General features: G+C 64.2%; 19 protein-coding genes. 6 read left to right on the top strand and 13 right to left on the bottom strand.

What is annotated here, in order from left to right; all coding sequences use genetic code 11:
• Positions 1-3: 3 nt before the first annotated feature.
• The 3 genes from I6F09_RS01715 to I6F09_RS01705 form a co-directional block, all read right to left on the bottom strand.
• The gene (locus I6F09_RS01715; RefSeq protein WP_225187337.1) at positions 4-696 is read right to left on the bottom strand and encodes a GNAT family N-acetyltransferase; all 693 of its coding nucleotides are present in this window, start codon (positions 694-696) and stop codon (positions 4-6) included.
• Positions 697-700: 4 nt separating this feature from the next.
• Positions 701-1,048: a Lin0512 family protein gene (locus tag I6F09_RS01710; protein WP_036000921.1), complete on the bottom strand. Its 348-nt coding sequence runs from the start codon at positions 1,046-1,048 to the stop codon at positions 701-703.
• A 213-nt stretch (positions 1,049-1,261) separates the two neighbouring features.
• On the bottom strand, positions 1,262-2,917 hold the full coding sequence (locus tag I6F09_RS01705; RefSeq protein WP_225187336.1) for an acetolactate synthase large subunit: 1,656 nt from the start codon (positions 2,915-2,917) through the stop codon (positions 1,262-1,264).
• Positions 2,918-3,079: 162 nt separating this feature from the next.
• On the opposite strand from I6F09_RS01705, the gene I6F09_RS01700 reads away from it, so the two are divergent.
• On the top strand, positions 3,080-3,952 hold the full coding sequence (locus I6F09_RS01700; protein ID WP_109144035.1) for a bifunctional helix-turn-helix transcriptional regulator/GNAT family N-acetyltransferase: 873 nt from the start codon (positions 3,080-3,082) through the stop codon (positions 3,950-3,952).
• Between the two features lie 55 nt (positions 3,953-4,007).
• On the top strand, positions 4,008-4,394 hold the full coding sequence (locus tag I6F09_RS01695) for an ester cyclase (protein ID WP_109144036.1): 387 nt from the start codon (positions 4,008-4,010) through the stop codon (positions 4,392-4,394).
• 21 nt (positions 4,395-4,415) lie between these two features.
• Here I6F09_RS01695 and I6F09_RS01690 read toward each other — a convergent pair whose 3' ends face one another.
• Positions 4,416-5,636 (bottom strand): MFS transporter, encoded by a 1,221-nt coding sequence (locus I6F09_RS01690; protein WP_225187335.1) that lies wholly within the window; start codon positions 5,634-5,636, stop codon positions 4,416-4,418.
• Between the two features lie 342 nt (positions 5,637-5,978).
• Between I6F09_RS01690 and I6F09_RS01685 the strand changes: the two genes are divergently transcribed.
• Positions 5,979-6,434: a cupin domain-containing protein gene (locus I6F09_RS01685; RefSeq protein ID WP_225187334.1), complete on the top strand. Its 456-nt coding sequence runs from the start codon at positions 5,979-5,981 to the stop codon at positions 6,432-6,434.
• Positions 6,435-6,447: 13 nt separating this feature from the next.
• Here I6F09_RS01685 and I6F09_RS01680 read toward each other — a convergent pair whose 3' ends face one another.
• Positions 6,448-7,023, bottom strand: coding sequence for a DUF308 domain-containing protein (locus tag I6F09_RS01680; RefSeq protein WP_074447870.1), 576 nt, complete (start codon positions 7,021-7,023; stop codon positions 6,448-6,450).
• Positions 7,024-7,100: 77 nt separating this feature from the next.
• Complete coding sequence (locus I6F09_RS01675) at positions 7,101-7,685, bottom strand: TetR/AcrR family transcriptional regulator (RefSeq protein WP_036000944.1); 585 nt, start codon at positions 7,683-7,685, stop codon at positions 7,101-7,103.
• 80 nt (positions 7,686-7,765) lie between these two features.
• Between I6F09_RS01675 and I6F09_RS01670 the strand changes: the two genes are divergently transcribed.
• Positions 7,766-8,266 carry a peptide deformylase gene (locus tag I6F09_RS01670; protein ID WP_036034193.1) on the top strand — a complete coding sequence of 167 codons (501 nt, stop codon included), beginning with the start codon at positions 7,766-7,768 and terminating at the stop codon, positions 8,264-8,266.
• Between the two features lie 163 nt (positions 8,267-8,429).
• Here the strand turns inward: I6F09_RS01670 and I6F09_RS01665 are convergent, their stop codons facing one another.
• A complete protein-coding gene (locus I6F09_RS01665; protein WP_057028929.1) occupies positions 8,430-8,792 on the bottom strand; it encodes a metalloregulator ArsR/SmtB family transcription factor in 363 nt (120 codons plus the stop codon).
• Positions 8,792-9,454 (bottom strand): SRPBCC family protein, encoded by a 663-nt coding sequence (locus I6F09_RS01660; protein WP_036000961.1) that lies wholly within the window; start codon positions 9,452-9,454, stop codon positions 8,792-8,794. Before I6F09_RS01660 ends, I6F09_RS01665 begins: the two co-directional genes overlap by 1 nt.
• A 173-nt stretch (positions 9,455-9,627) precedes the next feature.
• On the opposite strand from I6F09_RS01660, the gene I6F09_RS01655 reads away from it, so the two are divergent.
• Positions 9,628-9,978 carry a cupin domain-containing protein gene (locus I6F09_RS01655; protein ID WP_036000964.1) on the top strand — a complete coding sequence of 117 codons (351 nt, stop codon included), beginning with the start codon at positions 9,628-9,630 and terminating at the stop codon, positions 9,976-9,978.
• A gap of 161 nt (positions 9,979-10,139) precedes the next feature.
• On the opposite strand, the gene I6F09_RS01650 is transcribed toward I6F09_RS01655, so the two are convergent.
• The 5 genes from I6F09_RS01650 to guaA all read right to left on the bottom strand — a co-directional run bounded on the left by I6F09_RS01650 (position 10,140) and on the right by guaA (position 16,701).
• Positions 10,140-11,396, bottom strand: coding sequence for a serine hydrolase (locus I6F09_RS01650; protein ID WP_225187333.1), 1,257 nt, complete (start codon positions 11,394-11,396; stop codon positions 10,140-10,142).
• Positions 11,397-11,701: 305 nt separating this feature from the next.
• Complete coding sequence (gene cydB / locus I6F09_RS01645) at positions 11,702-12,712, bottom strand: cytochrome d ubiquinol oxidase subunit II (RefSeq protein ID WP_225125741.1); 1,011 nt, start codon at positions 12,710-12,712, stop codon at positions 11,702-11,704.
• Positions 12,709-14,154: a cytochrome ubiquinol oxidase subunit I gene (locus tag I6F09_RS01640; RefSeq protein ID WP_225112227.1), complete on the bottom strand. Its 1,446-nt coding sequence runs from the start codon at positions 14,152-14,154 to the stop codon at positions 12,709-12,711. Before I6F09_RS01640 ends, cydB begins: the two co-directional genes overlap by 4 nt.
• Positions 14,155-14,451: 297 nt before the next feature.
• On the bottom strand, positions 14,452-14,889 hold the full coding sequence (locus I6F09_RS01635) for a nuclear transport factor 2 family protein (RefSeq protein WP_225155898.1): 438 nt from the start codon (positions 14,887-14,889) through the stop codon (positions 14,452-14,454).
• Positions 14,890-15,102: 213 nt separating this feature from the next.
• Positions 15,103-16,701, bottom strand: coding sequence for a glutamine-hydrolyzing GMP synthase (gene guaA / locus I6F09_RS01630; protein WP_109144046.1), 1,599 nt, complete (start codon positions 16,699-16,701; stop codon positions 15,103-15,105).
• A gap of 259 nt (positions 16,702-16,960) precedes the next feature.
• Here guaA and I6F09_RS01625 point away from each other — a divergent pair, with 259 nt between their 5' ends.
• Positions 16,961-17,293, top strand: coding sequence for a DHCW motif cupin fold protein (locus tag I6F09_RS01625; RefSeq protein ID WP_036000985.1), 333 nt, complete (start codon positions 16,961-16,963; stop codon positions 17,291-17,293).
• The last annotated feature ends 226 nt before the right edge of the window (positions 17,294-17,519 follow it).

Below are 17,519 nucleotides of genomic sequence, written 5' to 3'. Positions count from 1 at the left end.
AGCTCATCCCTGCTTCATCAGCACGGTGACCTGCAGCCGGCGCCGAATCCGCATGCCCTGCCGCTGGTACAGCGCGATGGCAGACGTATTGCTCGCGAACACGTGCAGGAACGGAATTTCGCCGCGCGCCTCGATCTGGCGCGCGATGGCGGCGAGCAACGCCTGTGCGTAACCGCGACCGCGATGATCGGGATGCACGCAGATCGCCGTCATCTCGGTGAAATTGCCCGGCTTCATCCGCTCGCCGGCCATGGCGACCAGCTCGCCGCGTGCACGGATGCCGAGGAATGTGCCGAGCTCGTGCGTCCGCGCCGCAAACGGCCCGGGCTTGGTCAGCTCGGTCAGCGCCATCATGGCGGGAACGTCAGTCGCGCCGAGGCGGACGATCTCGGCATCGCGCAGCGAAGTGTCGGCGGGCGAGCCGATCAACTGCTCGCCGGGCTCCGCGAGCAGCACCTTGAAGCCGGCGGGAATTTCGACGGGCTCGGGCGTGAACAGCACTGCGACTTGCGAACCCGACATGAGATCGCCGAGCGCCGCAAAACTTGCCGCGGACATGTCCGCCATATCGGCAAACGGCGTCATGTCCACGGGATAGCGCAGAGCCCGCGGGCCGCCCTCGGCCAGATGCTTCTGGCTCGTCGTCAACGCGCTCCAGATCGGGCGATCCAGCAGCGCCTCATCGCTCGCGGACATCGGCCTAATCCTTGTCGAAGCTGACGATGACGGCGGCATTGGCGATCAGGATGGGATCGTTGGCCACTTCCGTGGCCGAGGGGATCTCCAGCCCGCCCTTGACCGCGGTGACGGTCACGGTGCCGTAAGGCAGCTCCTTGGCGACGGCTTCCTTGTCGACGGCTTCTGGATTCGGCACGCCGATCGTGACGTCCACGAACATGTCGTTCGCGGTCTTGCCGATCATCCGGAAGAAGCCGAGGCTGGAATGCCTGATGGCATCGGAGACCGCGCGCTTGGCCGCCTTGGTGGCGTCCCTGCCGTGGACGTCGACGCCCATGCCCATCTCGGTGACACAACGAACGCGAGGCATGCTTTATTCCTGTGGCTGGTTGGGTAGTGGAGAGTTTCGACGATCGGCACGCCCAACACAAGTGTGGTTGTCATGTTGAACCGAGACGTGCGCCACAGGCTCCGTCATTGCGAGCGCAGCGAAGCAATCCAGAATCTTTCCGCGGTGACAGTCTGGATTGCTTCGTCGCAAGGGCTCCTCGCAATGACGAACGGTGAGAGCGTCGCACAAAATTCACGCCTTCGCCTTCTCGTGCGCCCGCAACTCGTCGACCAGCACCCGCACGTTCTCCGAATAATCGATCGGGACCACGACCAGATGCACGCCGCCCTCCCTGAAGGCGGCATCGAGCGTCGTGCCGAAGCTGTCGATGCTTTCGATGCGATGACCCTTGGCGCCATAAGCCTTGGCGTATAGTGCAAAATCCGGATTGCCAAACGTCATGCCGTAATCGGCAAAGCGGTCGACGGCCTGCTTCCAGCGGATCATGCCGTAGGCCTTGTCCTCCAGCACCAGCACGACCAGGTTGAGCTTGAGGCGGACCGCCGTCTCCATCTCCTGGCTGTTCATCATGAAGCCGCCGTCGCCGGCAACCGCAAGCACGCGGCGGTCGGGATAGAGCATCGCGGCCATCATCCCCGACGGCAGGCCGGCGCCCATGGTCGCCAGCGCATTGTCGAGCAGCAGCGTGTTGGCGACGCGGGTGCGGTAGTTGCGCGCAAACCAGATCTTGTACATGCCGTTGTCGAGGGCGACGATGCCGTTCTCCGGAATCACCTGGCGGATGTCGTGCACGATGCGCTGCGGCGTCGGCGGCCAGCGCGCTTCGGTGGCGCGGTCGGCGATGTGCTTCAGTATCTCTTCGCGCAGCGGCAGCAGCGCCGCGGCCTGCGGCAGCTTGCCTTCGAGTCGATCCGCCAGCAGCTCCAGGCTCGGGCCGACGTCCCCTACGACCTCGGCATCGGGGAAATAGACCTGCTCGACGCTCGCCGGCGTGTAGCTGACGTGAATGACCTTCGGGCCCGAGGGCCCCATGATGAAGGGCGGTTTCTCGATCGGGTCGTGACCGATCGCAACGATCAGGTCGGCGGCGTCAATGGCATCATGCACATAGTCACGCTCGGATAAGGCGGCAGTGCCCATGTAGAGATTGGTGCCGCCGGGCACGGTGCCCTTGCCCATCTGAGTCGTGAAGAACGGAATGCCGGTCCGCCGCACGAAGCTTGCGATGCCGTGTGTCGACCGCGGCCGGCTGGTCGCAGCGCCCATCATCACCAGCGGGCGCTTGGCGGCCATGATCATCTCGGCGGCGCGGTCGAGCGCGGCGCGATGGGCGACCGGGATTTCGATCGGATGGACCGGGATCACGGGGACCGCAGGCACCTCGTCCCCGGCAACGTCCTCGGGCAGTTCGAGATGCACCGGCCCGGGCCGCTCCTCCATCGCGACGCGAAAGGCGTCGCGCACCACGGTCGGGATGCTGGAGGCGCTGACGATCTGCCGCGACAGTTTCGTGAGCGGCTTCATGGTCGCCACCACGTCCACGATCTGAAAGCGGGCCTGCCGGCTGCTCATGATCGGCTTCTGGCCGGTGATCAGGATCATCGGCATGCCACCGAGATGCGCGTAGGCGGCGCCCGTCGACAGGTTGAGAGCACCCGGGCCGAGCGTCGACAGACAAACGCCGGGCTTGCCGGTCAGCCGCCCGTGGGTGGCGGCCATGAAGGCGGCGGCCTGCTCGTGGCGGGTCAGGATCAGCTCGATCCTCGAAGCACGCAGCGATTCAACCAGATCGAGATTCTCTTCGCCGGGGATGCCGAAGATGCGGTCAACACCCTCATTCTCCAACGCCGCGACAAACAGGTCCGATCCCTTCGCTTTGCGTTCCATCCCGCCCAATGCCGCCTCCGCTCGTTGTGAATTCAGACTCCCCGAGCGGCCGCATGGTAACGGCTCGCGACACGGGAACAACTCACAAAGAGGCGCGCAACTGCAACTCGATCAGCTCTCGCTCGATTGACAAGCCGAGATATCTGACTAAAGTCAGATATCATGCTCGATCCCGTCTCCCGCGTTCGCCGCTTCAACCGCGCCGTCACCTCTGCCGTCGGAGCGCTCGATACGTCGTTTCTCGGGCGCGGCCGGCCGCTCGGGGCGGCGCGCGTGCTCAATGCGATCGGGCACGGGCGATCGGACGTGGCGGAGATCCGCGACTATCTCGGTCTCGATTCCGGGCTGATGAGCCGGCTGCTCCGCAGCCTCGAGGACGAGGGGCTGATCGAGACCGCCGCACGCGAGGACGATGCGCGGCGGCGCATGGCAACGCTCACACGGGCGGGCCGGCGCGAGTTCGCAGCCTACGAGGCGCTGTCCAACGCGCAGGCCGAAGGCCTCCTCGCGCAACATTCGCAACGCGAGGCGTTGCTGGCGGCGATGGACCTGATCGCCTCCGCGCTGACGCGCGAGCGCGTCGCGCTGGAGGAGACGGATCCGCGCTGCGAGCAAGCGCGCTACTGCCTCGGCGAGTACTATGCCGAGCTCGGCCGCCGCTTCAGCCAGGGCTTTGACGTCTCGCTGTCACGCGACCCCGACGCCAAGGACATGCGCCGGCCGCGCGGCACATTCCTCGTTGCGATGTCGGACACGCTGCCGATCGGCTGCGTCGGCTTGAAGGGCACCGATCACGGCTACGCCGAGATCAAGCGGCTGTGGGTCGCGCCCGCCGCGCGCGGGCTGCGGCTCGGCCGCCGCCTGATGGATGCGGCCGAGAGCGCCGCGCGCGAGCTCGGCATCGCGCTGCTGCGGCTCGACACCAACAGCGCACTGCCCGAAGCCGGTCAGCTCTATCGCAGCACGGGCTGGCGCGAGATCCCGCGGTTCAACGACGATCCCTATCCGGACCTCTTCTTCGAAAAGCGCCTCTGACGCTGGACCGGTTCGCGGTCCTCGCGCGTTGGTCGAGGCCGTGGGAGCTTCGATAATGATGAGAGACGACCTCGCCGACATCTACCGCGCCTACATCGCTTGCCTGAATCGGCGGGATTGGCCGGCACTCGGACAATTCGTGCATGAGGAGGCCACCCACAACGCGCGGCCCCTTGGGCTTGCGGGCTATCGCGCGATGCTGGAACGGGATGTTCGGGAGATCCCCGATCTGCAGTTCCATATCGAGATGCTGATCTCCGATCCTCCCCGCATCGCCGCCCGATTGAAGTTTGACTGCACACCGGTCGGGACATTCGTTGGTCTTGCGGTCAACGGGCGGCGCGTGTCCTTCTGCGAAAACGTCTTCTACGAATTTCTCGACGGCAAGATCCGGCAGGTCTGGTCGGTGATCGACAAGGCCGCGATCGAGGCGCAGCTCTGACGCCACGCCTCGATCTCGAATTCACGCCGCCGCGGGCGCCACCTCGCCTTGCGGCTTTGCGAAGGGGCGGAACGTCATGGCCATCAGGAAGGCCCCTAAGCCCATCGCCCAGGAGGCGATGTAGAGCCAGGCATAGCTGGAGAAGGCATCGTAGATCAGGCCGCCGGCGAGCGGGCCGGTCGCCATGCCGAGGCTGCCTGCCATCGCCGTGCCGCCGATCACCGTGCCCATCATCTTGAGCGGGAAGTTCTCGCGGATCAGAACGGCATAGAGTGGCATAGTGCCGGCATAGATGAAGCCGAAGATCGCGCCGACCGCATAGAACGTCGTCAGCTGTTGCGCGAAGACATAAGCGAGCGCGCCGAAGGCCTGCAGCAACAGGCCCGAGACCAGCACGCGCTTGGCGCCGAAGCGGTCGCCCATCAGGCCGAAGGCGATGCGCCCGCCGAGGCCGGCAAATCCCTCGATGCTGTAGATCGTCACCGCTGCGACCAGCGGGATGCCGCAGCTCACGGCATAGCTGACGGTGTGGATGATCGGGCCGGAATGCGTCGCGCAGCAGAAGAAGTTGGTGGCGAGGAGGATCAGGAATTGCGGCGAGCGCAACGCCTCGCCCATCGACATCTCGTTTTGTCCGGCGGTTTCGCCGGCGGGCGCGGCCGGACCTTGCGCGAGCGCCGGCGGACGGCGCACCAGGAACGAGACCGGGATCATGATGGCGCCGACCACGAGCGCGATGATCTGCATCGAGGTGCGCCAGTCGTGGCCGGAGACGAGCCAGGCCGCCAGCGGCGACATCGTCATCGGCGCCATGCCCATGCCGGCCGAGACCAGCGACACGGCGAGGCCGCGATTGGAGTCGAACCAGCCCGTGACGGTCGCCATCATGGGCGCGAAGATCGCAGCGCAAGCGGCGCCGACCAGCAGGCCGAACACGATCTGGAACACGAGAAGCGAGGTGGCGTGGCTCGCCGCAAACAGGCTGAGCGTCAGCACGACCGATCCCGTCACCACCACCGGCAGCGGCCCGAACCGGTCGGACAGCGTGCCCCAAGCCATGCTGGTGAAGGCCATCGCCAGAAAGCCGATCGTCATCGCGCTGGAGATGCCGGTCACCGACCAGCCGGTGTCCTTGGTGATCGGCTGCAGGAACACCGGCAGCGAAAACATGCCGCCGATCGCGACGCAGCCAAGCACGCCGCCGGCGGCGACGATCACCCAGCGATAGTTGGACGAAGTCATTTCAGTCTCCCGTCAGGTCTATCTCGCGTGGAAGACGAATGGGAACTGAGCCCGCCGACAGGCCGACGTCATTTTTGCCGCACGCTTTCGTGAGCGGTCAGCAAAACTCGAAAAACAACCCCATGCACAGTAGCCGGCGCTAGCGGGATCAATGACTTACCTACCAGGAACGACAGCTCAGCGGCTCCCTGTCCTCGCGCGACATCATCACAGATCGGTTTGACACGTCGGGCAAAACAGCCGCAGAATGACAGCATCCCACACATATTGATCTGGTCCGCGATGTTCATCGTGATGATGCTTCGCGCCGCCGGTCTGTTGGTGGATTGCAGGGAGTCCCACATGCCAAAGATCGACGTCGCCACCGTGCCGGCTCGCAAGGGCTCCGGCTATCCGGCGCCTTTCAGCGCGCCTTGCGCCGAGCGCATTCGCAAGCGGCTCGGCGATGCCGGAGGCTTGTCGGATTTCGGCGTCAACCTGATGCGGCTGCCGCCGGGCACCTGGTCGAGCCAGCGGCACTGGCATTCGCACGAGGACGAGTTCGTCTACATTCTCGAAGGCGAAGTGACGCTGATCGAGGATGGCGGCGAAACCGTGCTGCACGCCGGCGATTGCGCCGCCTTCCCCAAGGCCAGCGGCAACGGCCATCACATGATCAACAGGTCGAGCGTGACGGCGGTCTATCTCGAGATCGGCTCACGCTCGCCAGCCGACCTCATCACCTGCTCCGACATCGACATGATGAGCCCGGCATCGGACGGCCGCTTCCTGCACAAGGACGGCACACCCTATCCGTAAGTGACATTGCGGCTCACAGGGCCGCACTACGGCGCCAGTCGCCGACCGTGAGCCAGACCGCCGAGACCAGGAAGTAGATCGCGCCGACGGCGGCATAGCCCGCGACATTCGCAATCGACGGCACCGCAGGCGTCGCGGCCTGGAAGATGAAGAAGCCGCCCGCCAGGGCCGACTGGCCACCGCTGAGCACCATGGCCCATTGCGCGCCGAGACGCTTCCAGCGCCGCACGGCCGTGCCGAGCTGGAGCAGTCCGGACAGGATCGCCCAGGCTCCGAAGATTCCGAGCACCCAGTTCATGCTGACCTGCAAGGCCAGGATGACCGCAATGGTGGTGGCGAGGCTGACCAGCACGTTCAGGCCCTGCGTGCGGTTCTGGTTCAAGCCACCGCTCCAGAGCGCGTCGAGATAATTGGCGGCAGCGTCCCAGGCCGGATAGGCAACGAGCAACGTCGCTGCGATCACTGCCGATGACGGCGCGATCGCGAGGGCCGCAATGACCCAAGCGACGGAAAACGCGGCACGCATGAAGTAGTACTGCTTCAGCCATTGCGCCTGGTCGGCGCCCAAAGCCATCTCGCTGGTTCTCATTTTCTGCTCCTTACCTACTAGTTGGTAGTTTACGTACGACGCCGAAGCACCGCCCTGCCCGGCCTGTGCCGATCTCGTCAGTGCCTGGTGGAAAGCCGCTCCAGCAGCGGCCGGGTGATTGTCCCGAAGATTTTTGGATCGCCATAGGCCCGCGCCGACAGCATCGCGCCGTGAACGGTTGCCATGAATCCCTCCGCCTCGGCCCGCGCGGTGCCGGAGAGATGGAGCCGGCCTTGCCGCTTGCCGCGCTCCATCACCGAAGCCAGCCACGACGACACGGAGCGGAAATGCGCGCGGACTTCGAGCGCCACTTCCTCGGGCAGAATCGGAAGCTCACTGGCAAGGAGCGCGCAGACGCAGAAGGGAGCCGTCGCATCCTTGATGCACGCCTCCCAATAGGCGATGTAGCTTTTGAGCTGCTCGGCGGGGTCGGCGACATTGCGCTCGAGCGCCGACAGCCCTGCCTGGGCCTCCTCGCGATAGCGCGACACCAGGGTGCGGACCAGATCGACCTTGCTGGCAAAGTGGTGGTGGATGCTCGGCTTGCGGATGCCGACGACATCGGCGATGTCGGCGTAACTGAAGCCGTTGTAGCCGCCAGCGATGATCAGCGTGCGGGCGCAGCCAAGAATGTCGTCGGCGGTCGAGGAAGCGGTGCTCATGGCGCTTAGCTACCTTCCAGTAGGTAGGCGGTCAAGCGAGGATGCTTCAATGATCCGTGAGTGAGTGGTAGGAGCCCTGCATGACCATCCGCCCGATCGTGCGCTATCCCGACCGCCGGCTCGCGCTGCCGGCCCGCCCCGTCACCGCGTTCGACGATTCCTTGCGCGAGCTCGCGCAGGATCTGCTCGACACAATGCGCGCCGCGCCCGGCATCGGCATCACCGCGCCGCATATCGGCGTACCCTTGCGCGTCGTGGTGCTGGAGCTCGACGCGAAGGACGGCCCGCAGACCTACGTCAATCCGGAGATCACATGGGTCTCGCCGGAGATGATCATGCACCGCGAAGGCAGCGTCTCGATGCCGGGGATCAACGACGAGGTGCAGCGACACGCGCGGGTGCGGATCAGCTATCGGGATCTCGACGGCAACATGCACACCGAGGAGTCCGAAGCCCTGCGAGCTGTCTGCCATCAGCACGAGATCGACCAGCTCGACGGCATGTTCTGGATTCAGCGGCTGTCGCGGCTGAAGCGGGAGCGGCTGGTGAAGAAGTTCGAGAAGATGTCGCGGAATTCGTAGGGTGGATTAGCGCAGCGTAATCCACCTGAGTACGACAAAATGAGAGAGATGGTGAATTACGCCGCCCGCTGCGCTTCGCGGCGGCCTGCTAATCCACCCTACGCTACTGCCTGTGTGGGACACCCCGGATTACGCTGCGCTCCATCCAGGCTACGGAGCCCGATTACGCCCTCTTCCCTGTCCGCTTGATGATCGGCGCCTTGCGACGCTCGCGCTTCCCGCGCGCGATCTCGGTGGCGAGCGCGTCCAGCTTCGGCTCCCAGAAAATCCTGAACTGGCCGACCCAGGCATCGACCGCTTGCAGCCCGGCGGCGTCGACCGAATAGAGGCGCCTTTGCGCCTCCGCCCGGACGCTCGCAAAGCCGCTCTCGCGCAGCACCTTGAGGTGCTGCGAGACGGCCGCCTGGGTGATGCCGAACTCGGCCCCGATGACTTCGACGACCTCGCCGGACGCCATCTCCTTGAGGCCGAGCAGCTCGAGGATGCGGCGGCGCACGGGATCGGCGAGGACCTCGAAGGCGTGCATCAGCTTCCGGTGCCGGGATGAACGATGTCGGGCGGCATCTCGCCGCGATAGAATGCGATGGTGCGGTCCGAGCGCTGCTTCGCCTCGTCAGGATCGACCCCGCTTGCGACATGCGCCGCACGCCAATATTCGCCGCTCGTCGTCATGAAGTCCTTGCCCTCGGGCGAGACCATCCACGCCTCCGCCGTTTCATGATCGACCGATGCCCCGGTCGCAAGATATCGCTCAAGTCCCGCAAGCGCGAGGTCCCAACCGATACCGACCGCACCCGGACCGAACTGATTCCAATGATCCTCGATGATCGCGGTGTGCTCAAGCGTCAGGCGCGCCTGGCTCCGCTCGGCTTTCAGGCTGACGTCGATCCAGCTCGTGGCGCCGCCGAATTCCCAGGTCGCGGCGAAATGGGTGGGCGGCGTGCAGGACGTGATGGTGCCGCCGGCATTGCCCTTGACCTGGTAGCGTCCGCCGAGCCGGAGGTCGCCCTCGACCGGCGCAAACCAGCGCGGGATCCGCTCCCTGCTGGTCACGGCGTCCCAGAGATCGTCGACGCTGGTGTCGTAGAGCCGCGTTAGCGTCACCGCGCTCGCCGGCTTGCCGTCTCTCTCCAAGCTCCTCACCGAGCGCGTCACAAGCCCCAAGACCCTGGCGACGTCGATCTGCATTTTCGGTTCTCCCTGTGGTTCATCCGCCGAACAAATATCGATCGCGACTAATATAAGTCAATACTTATATTGCGCGGCGTTCCGCTGCGTCAAACCGCCCGCGAGGCGGAACCAAACAACGGCCACGGCGTCTATCGGTGCCCTCCCCCAGCCCCACAAGACGGAATGACCTCATGAAAGTTCGCAAATTCGCCATCGCCGACGCCTCGCTCGAGCGCTCACCGGGACAGGATGGCGATATTTTCGTCGCCAACATGGTCGACCAGCGCCAGGGCGGACCTATCACGATCGGCTTCGGCCGCTACGCGCCGAACCAAAATCTCAAGGAGACGATGAAGGTCGACGATGTCATGATCGTCCTCGAAGGGAAGCTGTCGGTCACGAGCGACGGCAGCACCGTGACCGCGGGGCCCGGCGAGATCGTCCATATGCCGAAGGGCGAGACGGTCACGATCCGCTCGCACGAGCAAGGCGCCGTCACCGCCTATGTCACTTATCCGCATTGGCAGGAGGCGCATGAGTGAGGCACGAGCTGCGACGCCCTACCCGCCGGGCATCAGCGCCTTCGCCAGCTCGTAGGGCGGATTAGCCGAAGGCGTAATCCGCCATCTGCCAACACGGCGCGACGATAGATGGTGGATTACGCCGGCGGGCTGCGCTTCGCGCAACCGCAGGCTAATCCACCTTACCCGCCCGTCACTAGCGCCTTCGCCAGCGCCATATAGGCCGGCAGCGTCACGGGATCGTTGGCGGCGTTACCCGCCATCGGATGCGAGGCGTAGCGTGCGATCACCATCTCGGCCTTGGGATCGATGTAGATGCCCTGGCCGTAGACGCCGCGCGCCATGTAGGCGCCGTGCTCATTGTGCGTGATCCACCATTGATTGCGGTAGGAGGCGCCCGGCAGTGTGGTGTAGCCGGCCGGCTTGAATTTTTCGGGATCGCCGCCGCGCGCGATGTCCTCGACCACCTGCGACGGCACGATCTGGCGGCCCTTGAAGCGGCCGTGGTTGCGCATGGTCTCGCCGAAGCGGGCGAGATCGCGCAACGTGGTGGAGAGGCCGCCGCCGCCGCTCTCGGTGCCGATGCGATCGACGTGATAATGCGCATCCTCCTCCGCGCCCATCGGCTGCCAGATCCGCTCCGACAAGAGATCGGACAGCGTCAGCCCGCTGGCACGCCGGCAGATCCACGCCAGCACGTCGGTGTTGACGGTCTTGTAGGCAAAGGCCGTGCCGTGCTCGCCCTGCTTCTTCTGCGCGATGAGGAAATCGAAGATGGTGGTCGGGCCGTCATAGCCCGGCGGAATCGGCGCCATGCCGTTGGCGCGCCTGAGGCCCCACACGTCCGAGTTCTTGTCGGTGTAGATTTCGGTGTAGGCGAGCCCCGTGGTCATATCCATGACCTCGTGCACACGCGCATCGCCGAACGCGCTTGGCTTCAGCTCCGGAACATAGTCGACGACGGGCGCCTGCGGGTCGATCCTGCCCTCGGCGACCAGAATCCCCGCGAGCACGCCGGTGAACGACTTCGTCACGGACATCGCGATATGCGGCTTGTGCGGCTTCAACGCGCCGAAATAGCGCTCATAGATCAGCCTGCCCCGATGCAGCACCGCGATGCCGTCGGTGTAGGTCTCCTCCAGCATCTTCTCGAAGGTCATGGGACGCCCGTCCATCGTGGTCGAGGCGACCGCGCCGATGTCATGCTCCGCGCGCGGCAGCACCGATGCCGGCCCCGCCCCGCGCCAGACGTTCACGGTCGGCACCAGCTGGCGGATGTTGCTCCAGGCCCAGCGAAGCTCGGGGAAGCTGCGGAAAGAGCCGTCCTGGAAGGTGATGAGGCGGTCGGGGGATGGCGGGAAGCCGCGCATATAGCCGAGGGTTTCGGGGTCGGTTTCAGCGGCAGCAGGCTGCTGGCTGGCGGCAGTCGCGACGGACATTAAGCGGGCTCCTTGGAGACGATGCGGATGTCGTATCACGGGAGCAGAGGTCGGGCATCCGACGTTTGTGCCGGGGAGCTACGCACAGTCGGGATGACGTGGCCAAGCATGGCACGCGAGGGGCTCGCAGCGCCGCACTATGCCGAGAGGAGTGGCAGCCTGCCGATCCTGCCCGCTCCGGATTCCTCATCCCGCCTTGAGCAACCACCGGATCGGCAATGCGATCACGAAGAGCGTGGTGACACCTGCAGCCCACAGCGTCACGAACCATAGCAGCTGCCTCCAAGTCCGCGATGCGCGCAGCATCAGTGATACCCCTCGCCGTGCCGCACCTTGCCGCGGAAGATCCAATAGACGTAGCCGGTATAGACAAGGATCACCGGTACCAGCACCGCCGCGCCAACGAGCAGGAATAACTGGCTGCTGGGATGCGTGGCTGCCTGCCAGATCGTAATCGAGGGCGGCACGATCATCGGCCACATGCTAATGCCCAGCCCGGCATAGGACAGCAGGAAAAAGCCCAGCGCGCACAGGAACGGCATCCCATCCTCGCCCTTTGCGAGCGCGCGGTGAAAGCGCCATGCCAGCAGGGCCAAGAGACCTGGCACAGGCGCTGCGTAAAGCATGTTCGGCAGCGTCAGCCATCGCTCCCGGAACGCAGGGCTTTGGATGACCATCATCAGTGATATGAGGCCGATGAAGCCGAGTGTCGCAAATCCGAGAACGCGTGCGTAGTTGCGGCAGCGTGCCTGAAGCGCGCCGTCGGTCTTCCAGATCAGCCAGCATGCGCCGAGCAGGCCGTAGCCGACGACAAGAGCAATACCGGTCAAAACCGAGAAAGGTGTCAGCCAGTCCCACCACCCGCCGGCGTAAGCACGCCCCTCCACGCGGATGCCCTGCACGATGGCACCAAGGCAAACGCCCTGGAGCAATGCGGCCGCAAAGCTGCCCCACGAGAAGGCGCGGTCCCACCATATTTCACCAGCCGACGTCCGCGCTCGAAACCGCATTTCAAAGGCTACTCCGCGGAACACCAGCGCCAGCAGCATCAGAATGAGCGGCATGTACAGCGCAGGAAAAATCGTCGCGTAGGCCAGTGGAAACACGGCGAACAATCCGCCGCCACCGAGGACGAGCCAGGTTTCGTTGCCGTCCCAGACCGGTGCCACCGAGTTGACCATGACATCGCGATCGGGCCTCGCCACCTCGGCCGGAAACAGGATGCCGACGCCGAGGTCGAAGCCGTCCATCACGACGTAGAGCAGCACGGCCGTGGCGATCAGCAGCGCCCAAATCAATGTGAGGTCGATGCTCATGGCCGGATCCCCGCTTGCCGCGGCTCTGCTCTGTGCGTGTCTGACCCTGCTATCAAGGCTGGCGCCGGCGTGATGCCGGCCGTGCGGACCGGCTGGCCTTGTGGCGGTCCGTGCTCGCCGGCTTCAGGGGTCTGGCGGAAGAGGTGAAACAGATAAGCAATCCCCGCGCCGAAAACGACAAAGTACACGACAACGAATGCCGCCAGAGACGCGGCCACCGCCGGCGCTGCGATCGGCGCCACGCTATCGGCGGTCCTCAGCAGTCCATAAACCGTGAATGGCTGGCGTCCCGCCTCCGTCACCGTCCATCCGGCCGTCACAGCGATCAGCCCCGACGGCCCCATGGCCACGGCAAAGCGGTGCAGCCATGGCGTGTCGTACAGAGCGTCGCGCCAACGCAGAACGAGCGAGGCCATGCCGAGCACGATCATCAGAATCCCCAGGCCGACCATGATGCGGAACGCCCAGAAGACGAGCGGAATGTTGGTCGGCCAGGTGTCTTTCGGGAAAGCCTTGAGCCCCTTGACCTCTCCATCAAGGCTATGCGTGAGATAGAGGCTCGCAAAGCCAGGAATGGCAATTTGGCCGCGCGTCACCCCGGCTTCGGCGTCCGGCATTCCGAACAGGATGGAAGGCGCGCGGCGCTCGGTCTCGAAGTGACCCTCCATGGCGGCGACCTTGGTGGGCTGGTGGTGATACGAATTCACCCCATGCAGATCGCCGATCAGAAGCTGTAGCGGGGCCACGATCGCGGCCATCCACATCGCCATTGAAAACATGATGCGTGCGCGTTCGTTCATCCTGTTCCGCAGCAGGTGCCAGGCGCCCACGGCTCCCACGATCATCGCGGTCGTCAGGTAAGCCGCCGTCACCGTGTGGGCGAAGCGATAAGGGAACGACGGATTGAAGATGATCGCGAGCCAGCTCTCGGGGATGAATTGGCCGTCCGCTCCCATCGCGTGTCCTGCCGGCGTCTGCATCCAGGAATTTGCGGCTAGAATCCAGAAGGCCGAGAGCAAGGTGCCGCCCGCGACGAAACAGGTCGCGACGAAATGCAGGCGCGGGCCAACGCGTCCCAGGCCGAAGAGCATGACTCCAAGGAAGCCGGCCTCGAGAAAGAATGCCGTCAGCACCTCGTAGCCGAGGAGCGGCCCGAGCACCGGGGATGTCTTGTCGGCAAACACCGACCAATTCGTGCCGAACTGGTATGACATGACCAAGCCCGACACCACGCCCATGGCGAAAGCGACGGCGAAAATCTTCAGCCAATAGCGGTAGGTATCGAGATAGGCGCCGCGGCCCGTCCACAGCCACAGCCCTTCGAGCACGGCAAGATAGCTCGCCAGTCCGATGGTGAAGGCCGGAAATAGGAAGTGCCAGACCACCGTGAAGGCAAACTGGAAGCGCGCGAGATCCAACGCGCTGGGTAATAAGTCGGACATAGCTCCGCCCCCGACATCAAGTGCGGCCCGCAGCTAACGCTTTCAACCTACGCTTGTTCCAGCTGCCTCGAACATCCGATGTCGAGGGTTTTAAGCATTCTCTGCGGGCGCTGTCCTTGAAGGCTATCCTCGGCACATTACCATCTCAATATGCCGGAATGTCCTACCCCGCGCACGGCCTGAACGGACGAGTTGCGGTTGAGTTCGACGCGCAGAGGCCGTTCTGCCGGCTTCGAAGAGCCGGCGCCGAGCTTCTTTGATCAATGCAAGTTCTGGCGCGCTGCCGTTGGGCAAGCCTCACAAGAGGCCATTGTCCTTGAGCAGTTGAACTTCATCACCCGTAATCCAGCCGAAAACCTTCAGCAGCCCATCATTCTGCTCAAGCAGATAGGCATTGGTAAAAGGCACGTCGATACGCCTGCCATCTTTCTCGAATTCGCTGCTCCAGCCCACGTGGACAAGGCAATGTGTTTCATCGATCGAATGCATCTCGATCTCGGAGACGGTGACCGCCTTGTTTCCGATCTGACGGTAGCGCTCGTATCCTTTTGAAATCCGCTCGACAAAAGCGTGATCGTTGTCCCCTGCCATGACACCCTTTGGTCCTGCAGCGATATATTGGGTGGAAAAAAGCGAACGAAAAAACTCCTCATCAAGAGTACCGTCCAAGCCATCTCTGAAGGCTTGGGCATATCGTTCAAAGAACTGTTCCACTTCGCTTGTCGAGATGGTCATCGCAACTCCTCCTTCGACTTCGAGAAAATGTTGCCAGATCCGCCGCAAGCTGACGGTGCGCTACCTATCGATCTTGGCAAAGATGGACCCTGTGCCAGCGACGCGAGTCTTGCCGGCGCTCGCAAGCACCAGCTTGAAAACGAAGAAGCCCGCATCTCTGCGGGCGTTCCAGGGTTTCACCTTTCTGGTTCCGGGCCGTGCCAACCAACCAGATCACTCCCACTCGATCGTCCCCGGCGGCTTGCTGGTCACATCATACACCACGCGGTTCACGCCCTTCACCTCGTTGATGATGCGCGTCGCGGTCTCCCCTAAGAACTTCATGTCGAACTGGTAGAAGTCCGCGGTCATTCCGTCGGTCGAGGTCACCGCGCGCAGGCCAACGACGTAATCGTAAGTGCGGCCGTCGCCCATGACGCCGACGGTCTTTACCGGGAGCAGCACCGCAAAAGCCTGCCAGATCTCGTCGTAGAGGCCGTGCTTCCTGATCTGGTCGATGTAGACAGCGTCCGCCTTGCGCAGGATGTCGAGCTTATCCCTGGTGATCTCGCCGGGGCAGCGGATGGCAAGGCCCGGACCCGGGAACGGGTGGCGGCCGACGAAGATTTCGGGGAGGCCGAGCTCGCGCCCGAGCTTGCGCACCTCGTCCTTGAACAGCTCGCGCAGGGGCTCGACGAGCTTCATGTTCATGCGCTCGGGCAGGCCGCCGACATTGTGGTGCGACTTGATGGTCACCGAGGGGCCGCCGGTGAAGGAGACGCTCTCGATCACGTCGGGGTAGAGCGTGCCTTGGGCGAGGAAGTCGGCGCCGCCGATCTTCTTGGCCTCAGCCTCGAACACCTCGATGAAGAGGCGGCCGATGGTCTTGCGCTTGGCTTCGGGGTCGGTGACGCCCTCTAACTCGCCGAGGAATTGCTTGGAGGCGTCCACGTGCACGAGCGGGATGTTGTAATGGTGGCGGAAGAGGTCGACGACCTGCTCGGCCTCGTTGAGGCGCATCAAGCCGTGATCGACGAACACACACGTCAGCTGGTCGCCAATGGCCTCGTGGATCAGGACGGCCGCCACGGCCGAATCGACGCCGCCAGACAGGCCGCAGATCACCCTGCCCTTGCCGACCTGCTGGCGGATCTTTGCGATCTCCTCCTCGCGGAAGGCGCGCATGGTCCAGTCGCCGGTGAGGCCGGCGATCTTGCGCACGAAATTGCGGATGAGCTTTGCGCCGTCGGGCGTGTGCACCACTTCGGGGTGGAACATCAAGCCGTAATATTTGCGCTTCTCGTCCTGGATGATTGCGAAGGGCGCATTCGGCGAGGTGCCGGCGACGGAGAAGCCCGGCGGCATCCTGGTGATGCGGTCGCCATGGCTCATCCAGACCTGGTTCTTGCTGCCTGACGACCAGACATCGGCGAACAGCTGGCTCTCGGCCTTCACCTCGACATCGGCGCGGCCGAATTCGCGGTGATGGCCGCCCTCGACCTCGCCCCCTAACTGGGCCGCCATGGTCATCTGGCCGTAGCAGATGCCCATCACCGGCACGCCGGAATCGAAGATGAGTTGCGGGGCGCGGGGTGAGCCGGCTTCATGCACCGACTCGGGGCCGCCGGAGAGGATCACCGCTTTCGGCTTCATCTCCTCGAAGGCGGCTTCCGCCTTGTTGAACGGGACGATCTCGCAATAGACGCCGTCCTCGCGCACGCGACGCGCGATCAGCTGCGTCACCTGGCTGCCGAAGTCGACGATGAGAATCTTGTCGTGCGCCGAGGCCACCGAGGGCGTCGACGCGGAGCGGTCGTTCTGTGCTGCTGTCATGGCCAGCCAATACGCTGGCGGCGCGCGGGCCGCAACCGCGGTGGTGGAGCGCCCACATGCTTCTTTGGGCATGGACACGAGGCGCTTAGGTAAGTAATATTTACCTAATTTGGTCAACGCAAACGTCGTCGCAACGCTAACGAGCGCTCCAAGAAAAAGCGGCCACATCGGGGCGACGATCAAGCCTCGCGCCCGCAATGACGGAGGCAACAGCGTTCGCTAACAAGAGCGGCGCCGGCTCCGAGACAGGATCGCCCCCATGAAACTCCCCACCTCCCCCTTCACCGTCACCGACTGGAGCAAGGTTGAGCCGACCACGCATCCCGGCGAGAGCGGCGAGGCTACATGGCGCACGCTCAACATCGGCGAACTCCGCGTGCGGATGGTGGAGTACTCGCCGGGCTATCTCGCCGATCACTGGTGCGACCGCGGCCACGTGCTCTACGTGCTGAAGGGCGAGCTCGATAGCGAGCTGCGCGACGGGCGCAAATTCAAGCTCACGGCGGGGATGAGCTACCAGGTATCGGACTTCGGCGACGCCGCGCACCGGTCCTCGACGACGACGGGCGCCACGCTCTTCATCGTCGACTGAGGCGCGCCGACGGTTAATTTGCACCGCAAAATAGCAAAGTCGCGCGACGTTTCGGGTCGCGGGTGGTGCCTTGAAGTGGCCCCAAATTCTCGCTATATTGTGATCATCGATACTTGGCCGAACGACTGGGCCGCTTCGCTTCGTTGCTGACGGGCGCGCACGCTTCAGATGAATTCTCCAAACATCGACTCATCAGGGACTATGGGCGCAATGCTGCGTACCGGTC

The organism is Bradyrhizobium sp. IC3195, from assembly GCF_020193585.1.
GTDB lineage: Bacteria > Pseudomonadota > Alphaproteobacteria > Rhizobiales > Xanthobacteraceae > Bradyrhizobium > Bradyrhizobium yuanmingense.
Note: the sequence above shows the minus strand (reverse complement) of the source record. Positions and strands in the feature narration are given on the sequence as shown.

Coding starts and splice junctions, on each gene's coding strand:
- I6F09_RS01715 (WP_225187337.1), bottom strand. CDS start 696: ATGTCCGCGAGCGATGAGGCGCTGCTGGATCGCCCGATCTGGAGCGCG.
- I6F09_RS01710 (WP_036000921.1), bottom strand. CDS start 1,048: ATGCCTCGCGTTCGTTGTGTCACCGAGATGGGCATGGGCGTCGACGTC.
- I6F09_RS01705 (WP_225187336.1), bottom strand. CDS start 2,917: ATGGAACGCAAAGCGAAGGGATCGGACCTGTTTGTCGCGGCGTTGGAG.
- I6F09_RS01700 (WP_109144035.1), top strand. CDS start 3,080: ATGCTCGATCCCGTCTCCCGCGTTCGCCGCTTCAACCGCGCCGTCACC.
- I6F09_RS01695 (WP_109144036.1), top strand. CDS start 4,008: ATGATGAGAGACGACCTCGCCGACATCTACCGCGCCTACATCGCTTGC.
- I6F09_RS01690 (WP_225187335.1), bottom strand. CDS start 5,636: ATGACTTCGTCCAACTATCGCTGGGTGATCGTCGCCGCCGGCGGCGTG.
- I6F09_RS01685 (WP_225187334.1), top strand. CDS start 5,979: ATGCCAAAGATCGACGTCGCCACCGTGCCGGCTCGCAAGGGCTCCGGC.
- I6F09_RS01680 (WP_074447870.1), bottom strand. CDS start 7,023: ATGAGAACCAGCGAGATGGCTTTGGGCGCCGACCAGGCGCAATGGCTG.
- I6F09_RS01675 (WP_036000944.1), bottom strand. CDS start 7,685: ATGAGCACCGCTTCCTCGACCGCCGACGACATTCTTGGCTGCGCCCGC.
- I6F09_RS01670 (WP_036034193.1), top strand. CDS start 7,766: ATGACCATCCGCCCGATCGTGCGCTATCCCGACCGCCGGCTCGCGCTG.
- I6F09_RS01665 (WP_057028929.1), bottom strand. CDS start 8,792: ATGCACGCCTTCGAGGTCCTCGCCGATCCCGTGCGCCGCCGCATCCTC.
- I6F09_RS01660 (WP_036000961.1), bottom strand. CDS start 9,454: ATGCAGATCGACGTCGCCAGGGTCTTGGGGCTTGTGACGCGCTCGGTG.
- I6F09_RS01655 (WP_036000964.1), top strand. CDS start 9,628: ATGAAAGTTCGCAAATTCGCCATCGCCGACGCCTCGCTCGAGCGCTCA.
- I6F09_RS01650 (WP_225187333.1), bottom strand. CDS start 11,396: ATGTCCGTCGCGACTGCCGCCAGCCAGCAGCCTGCTGCCGCTGAAACC.
- cydB (WP_225125741.1), bottom strand. CDS start 12,712: ATGAGCATCGACCTCACATTGATTTGGGCGCTGCTGATCGCCACGGCC.
- I6F09_RS01640 (WP_225112227.1), bottom strand. CDS start 14,154: ATGTCCGACTTATTACCCAGCGCGTTGGATCTCGCGCGCTTCCAGTTT.
- I6F09_RS01635 (WP_225155898.1), bottom strand. CDS start 14,889: ATGACCATCTCGACAAGCGAAGTGGAACAGTTCTTTGAACGATATGCC.
- guaA (WP_109144046.1), bottom strand. CDS start 16,701: ATGACAGCAGCACAGAACGACCGCTCCGCGTCGACGCCCTCGGTGGCC.
- I6F09_RS01625 (WP_036000985.1), top strand. CDS start 16,961: ATGAAACTCCCCACCTCCCCCTTCACCGTCACCGACTGGAGCAAGGTT.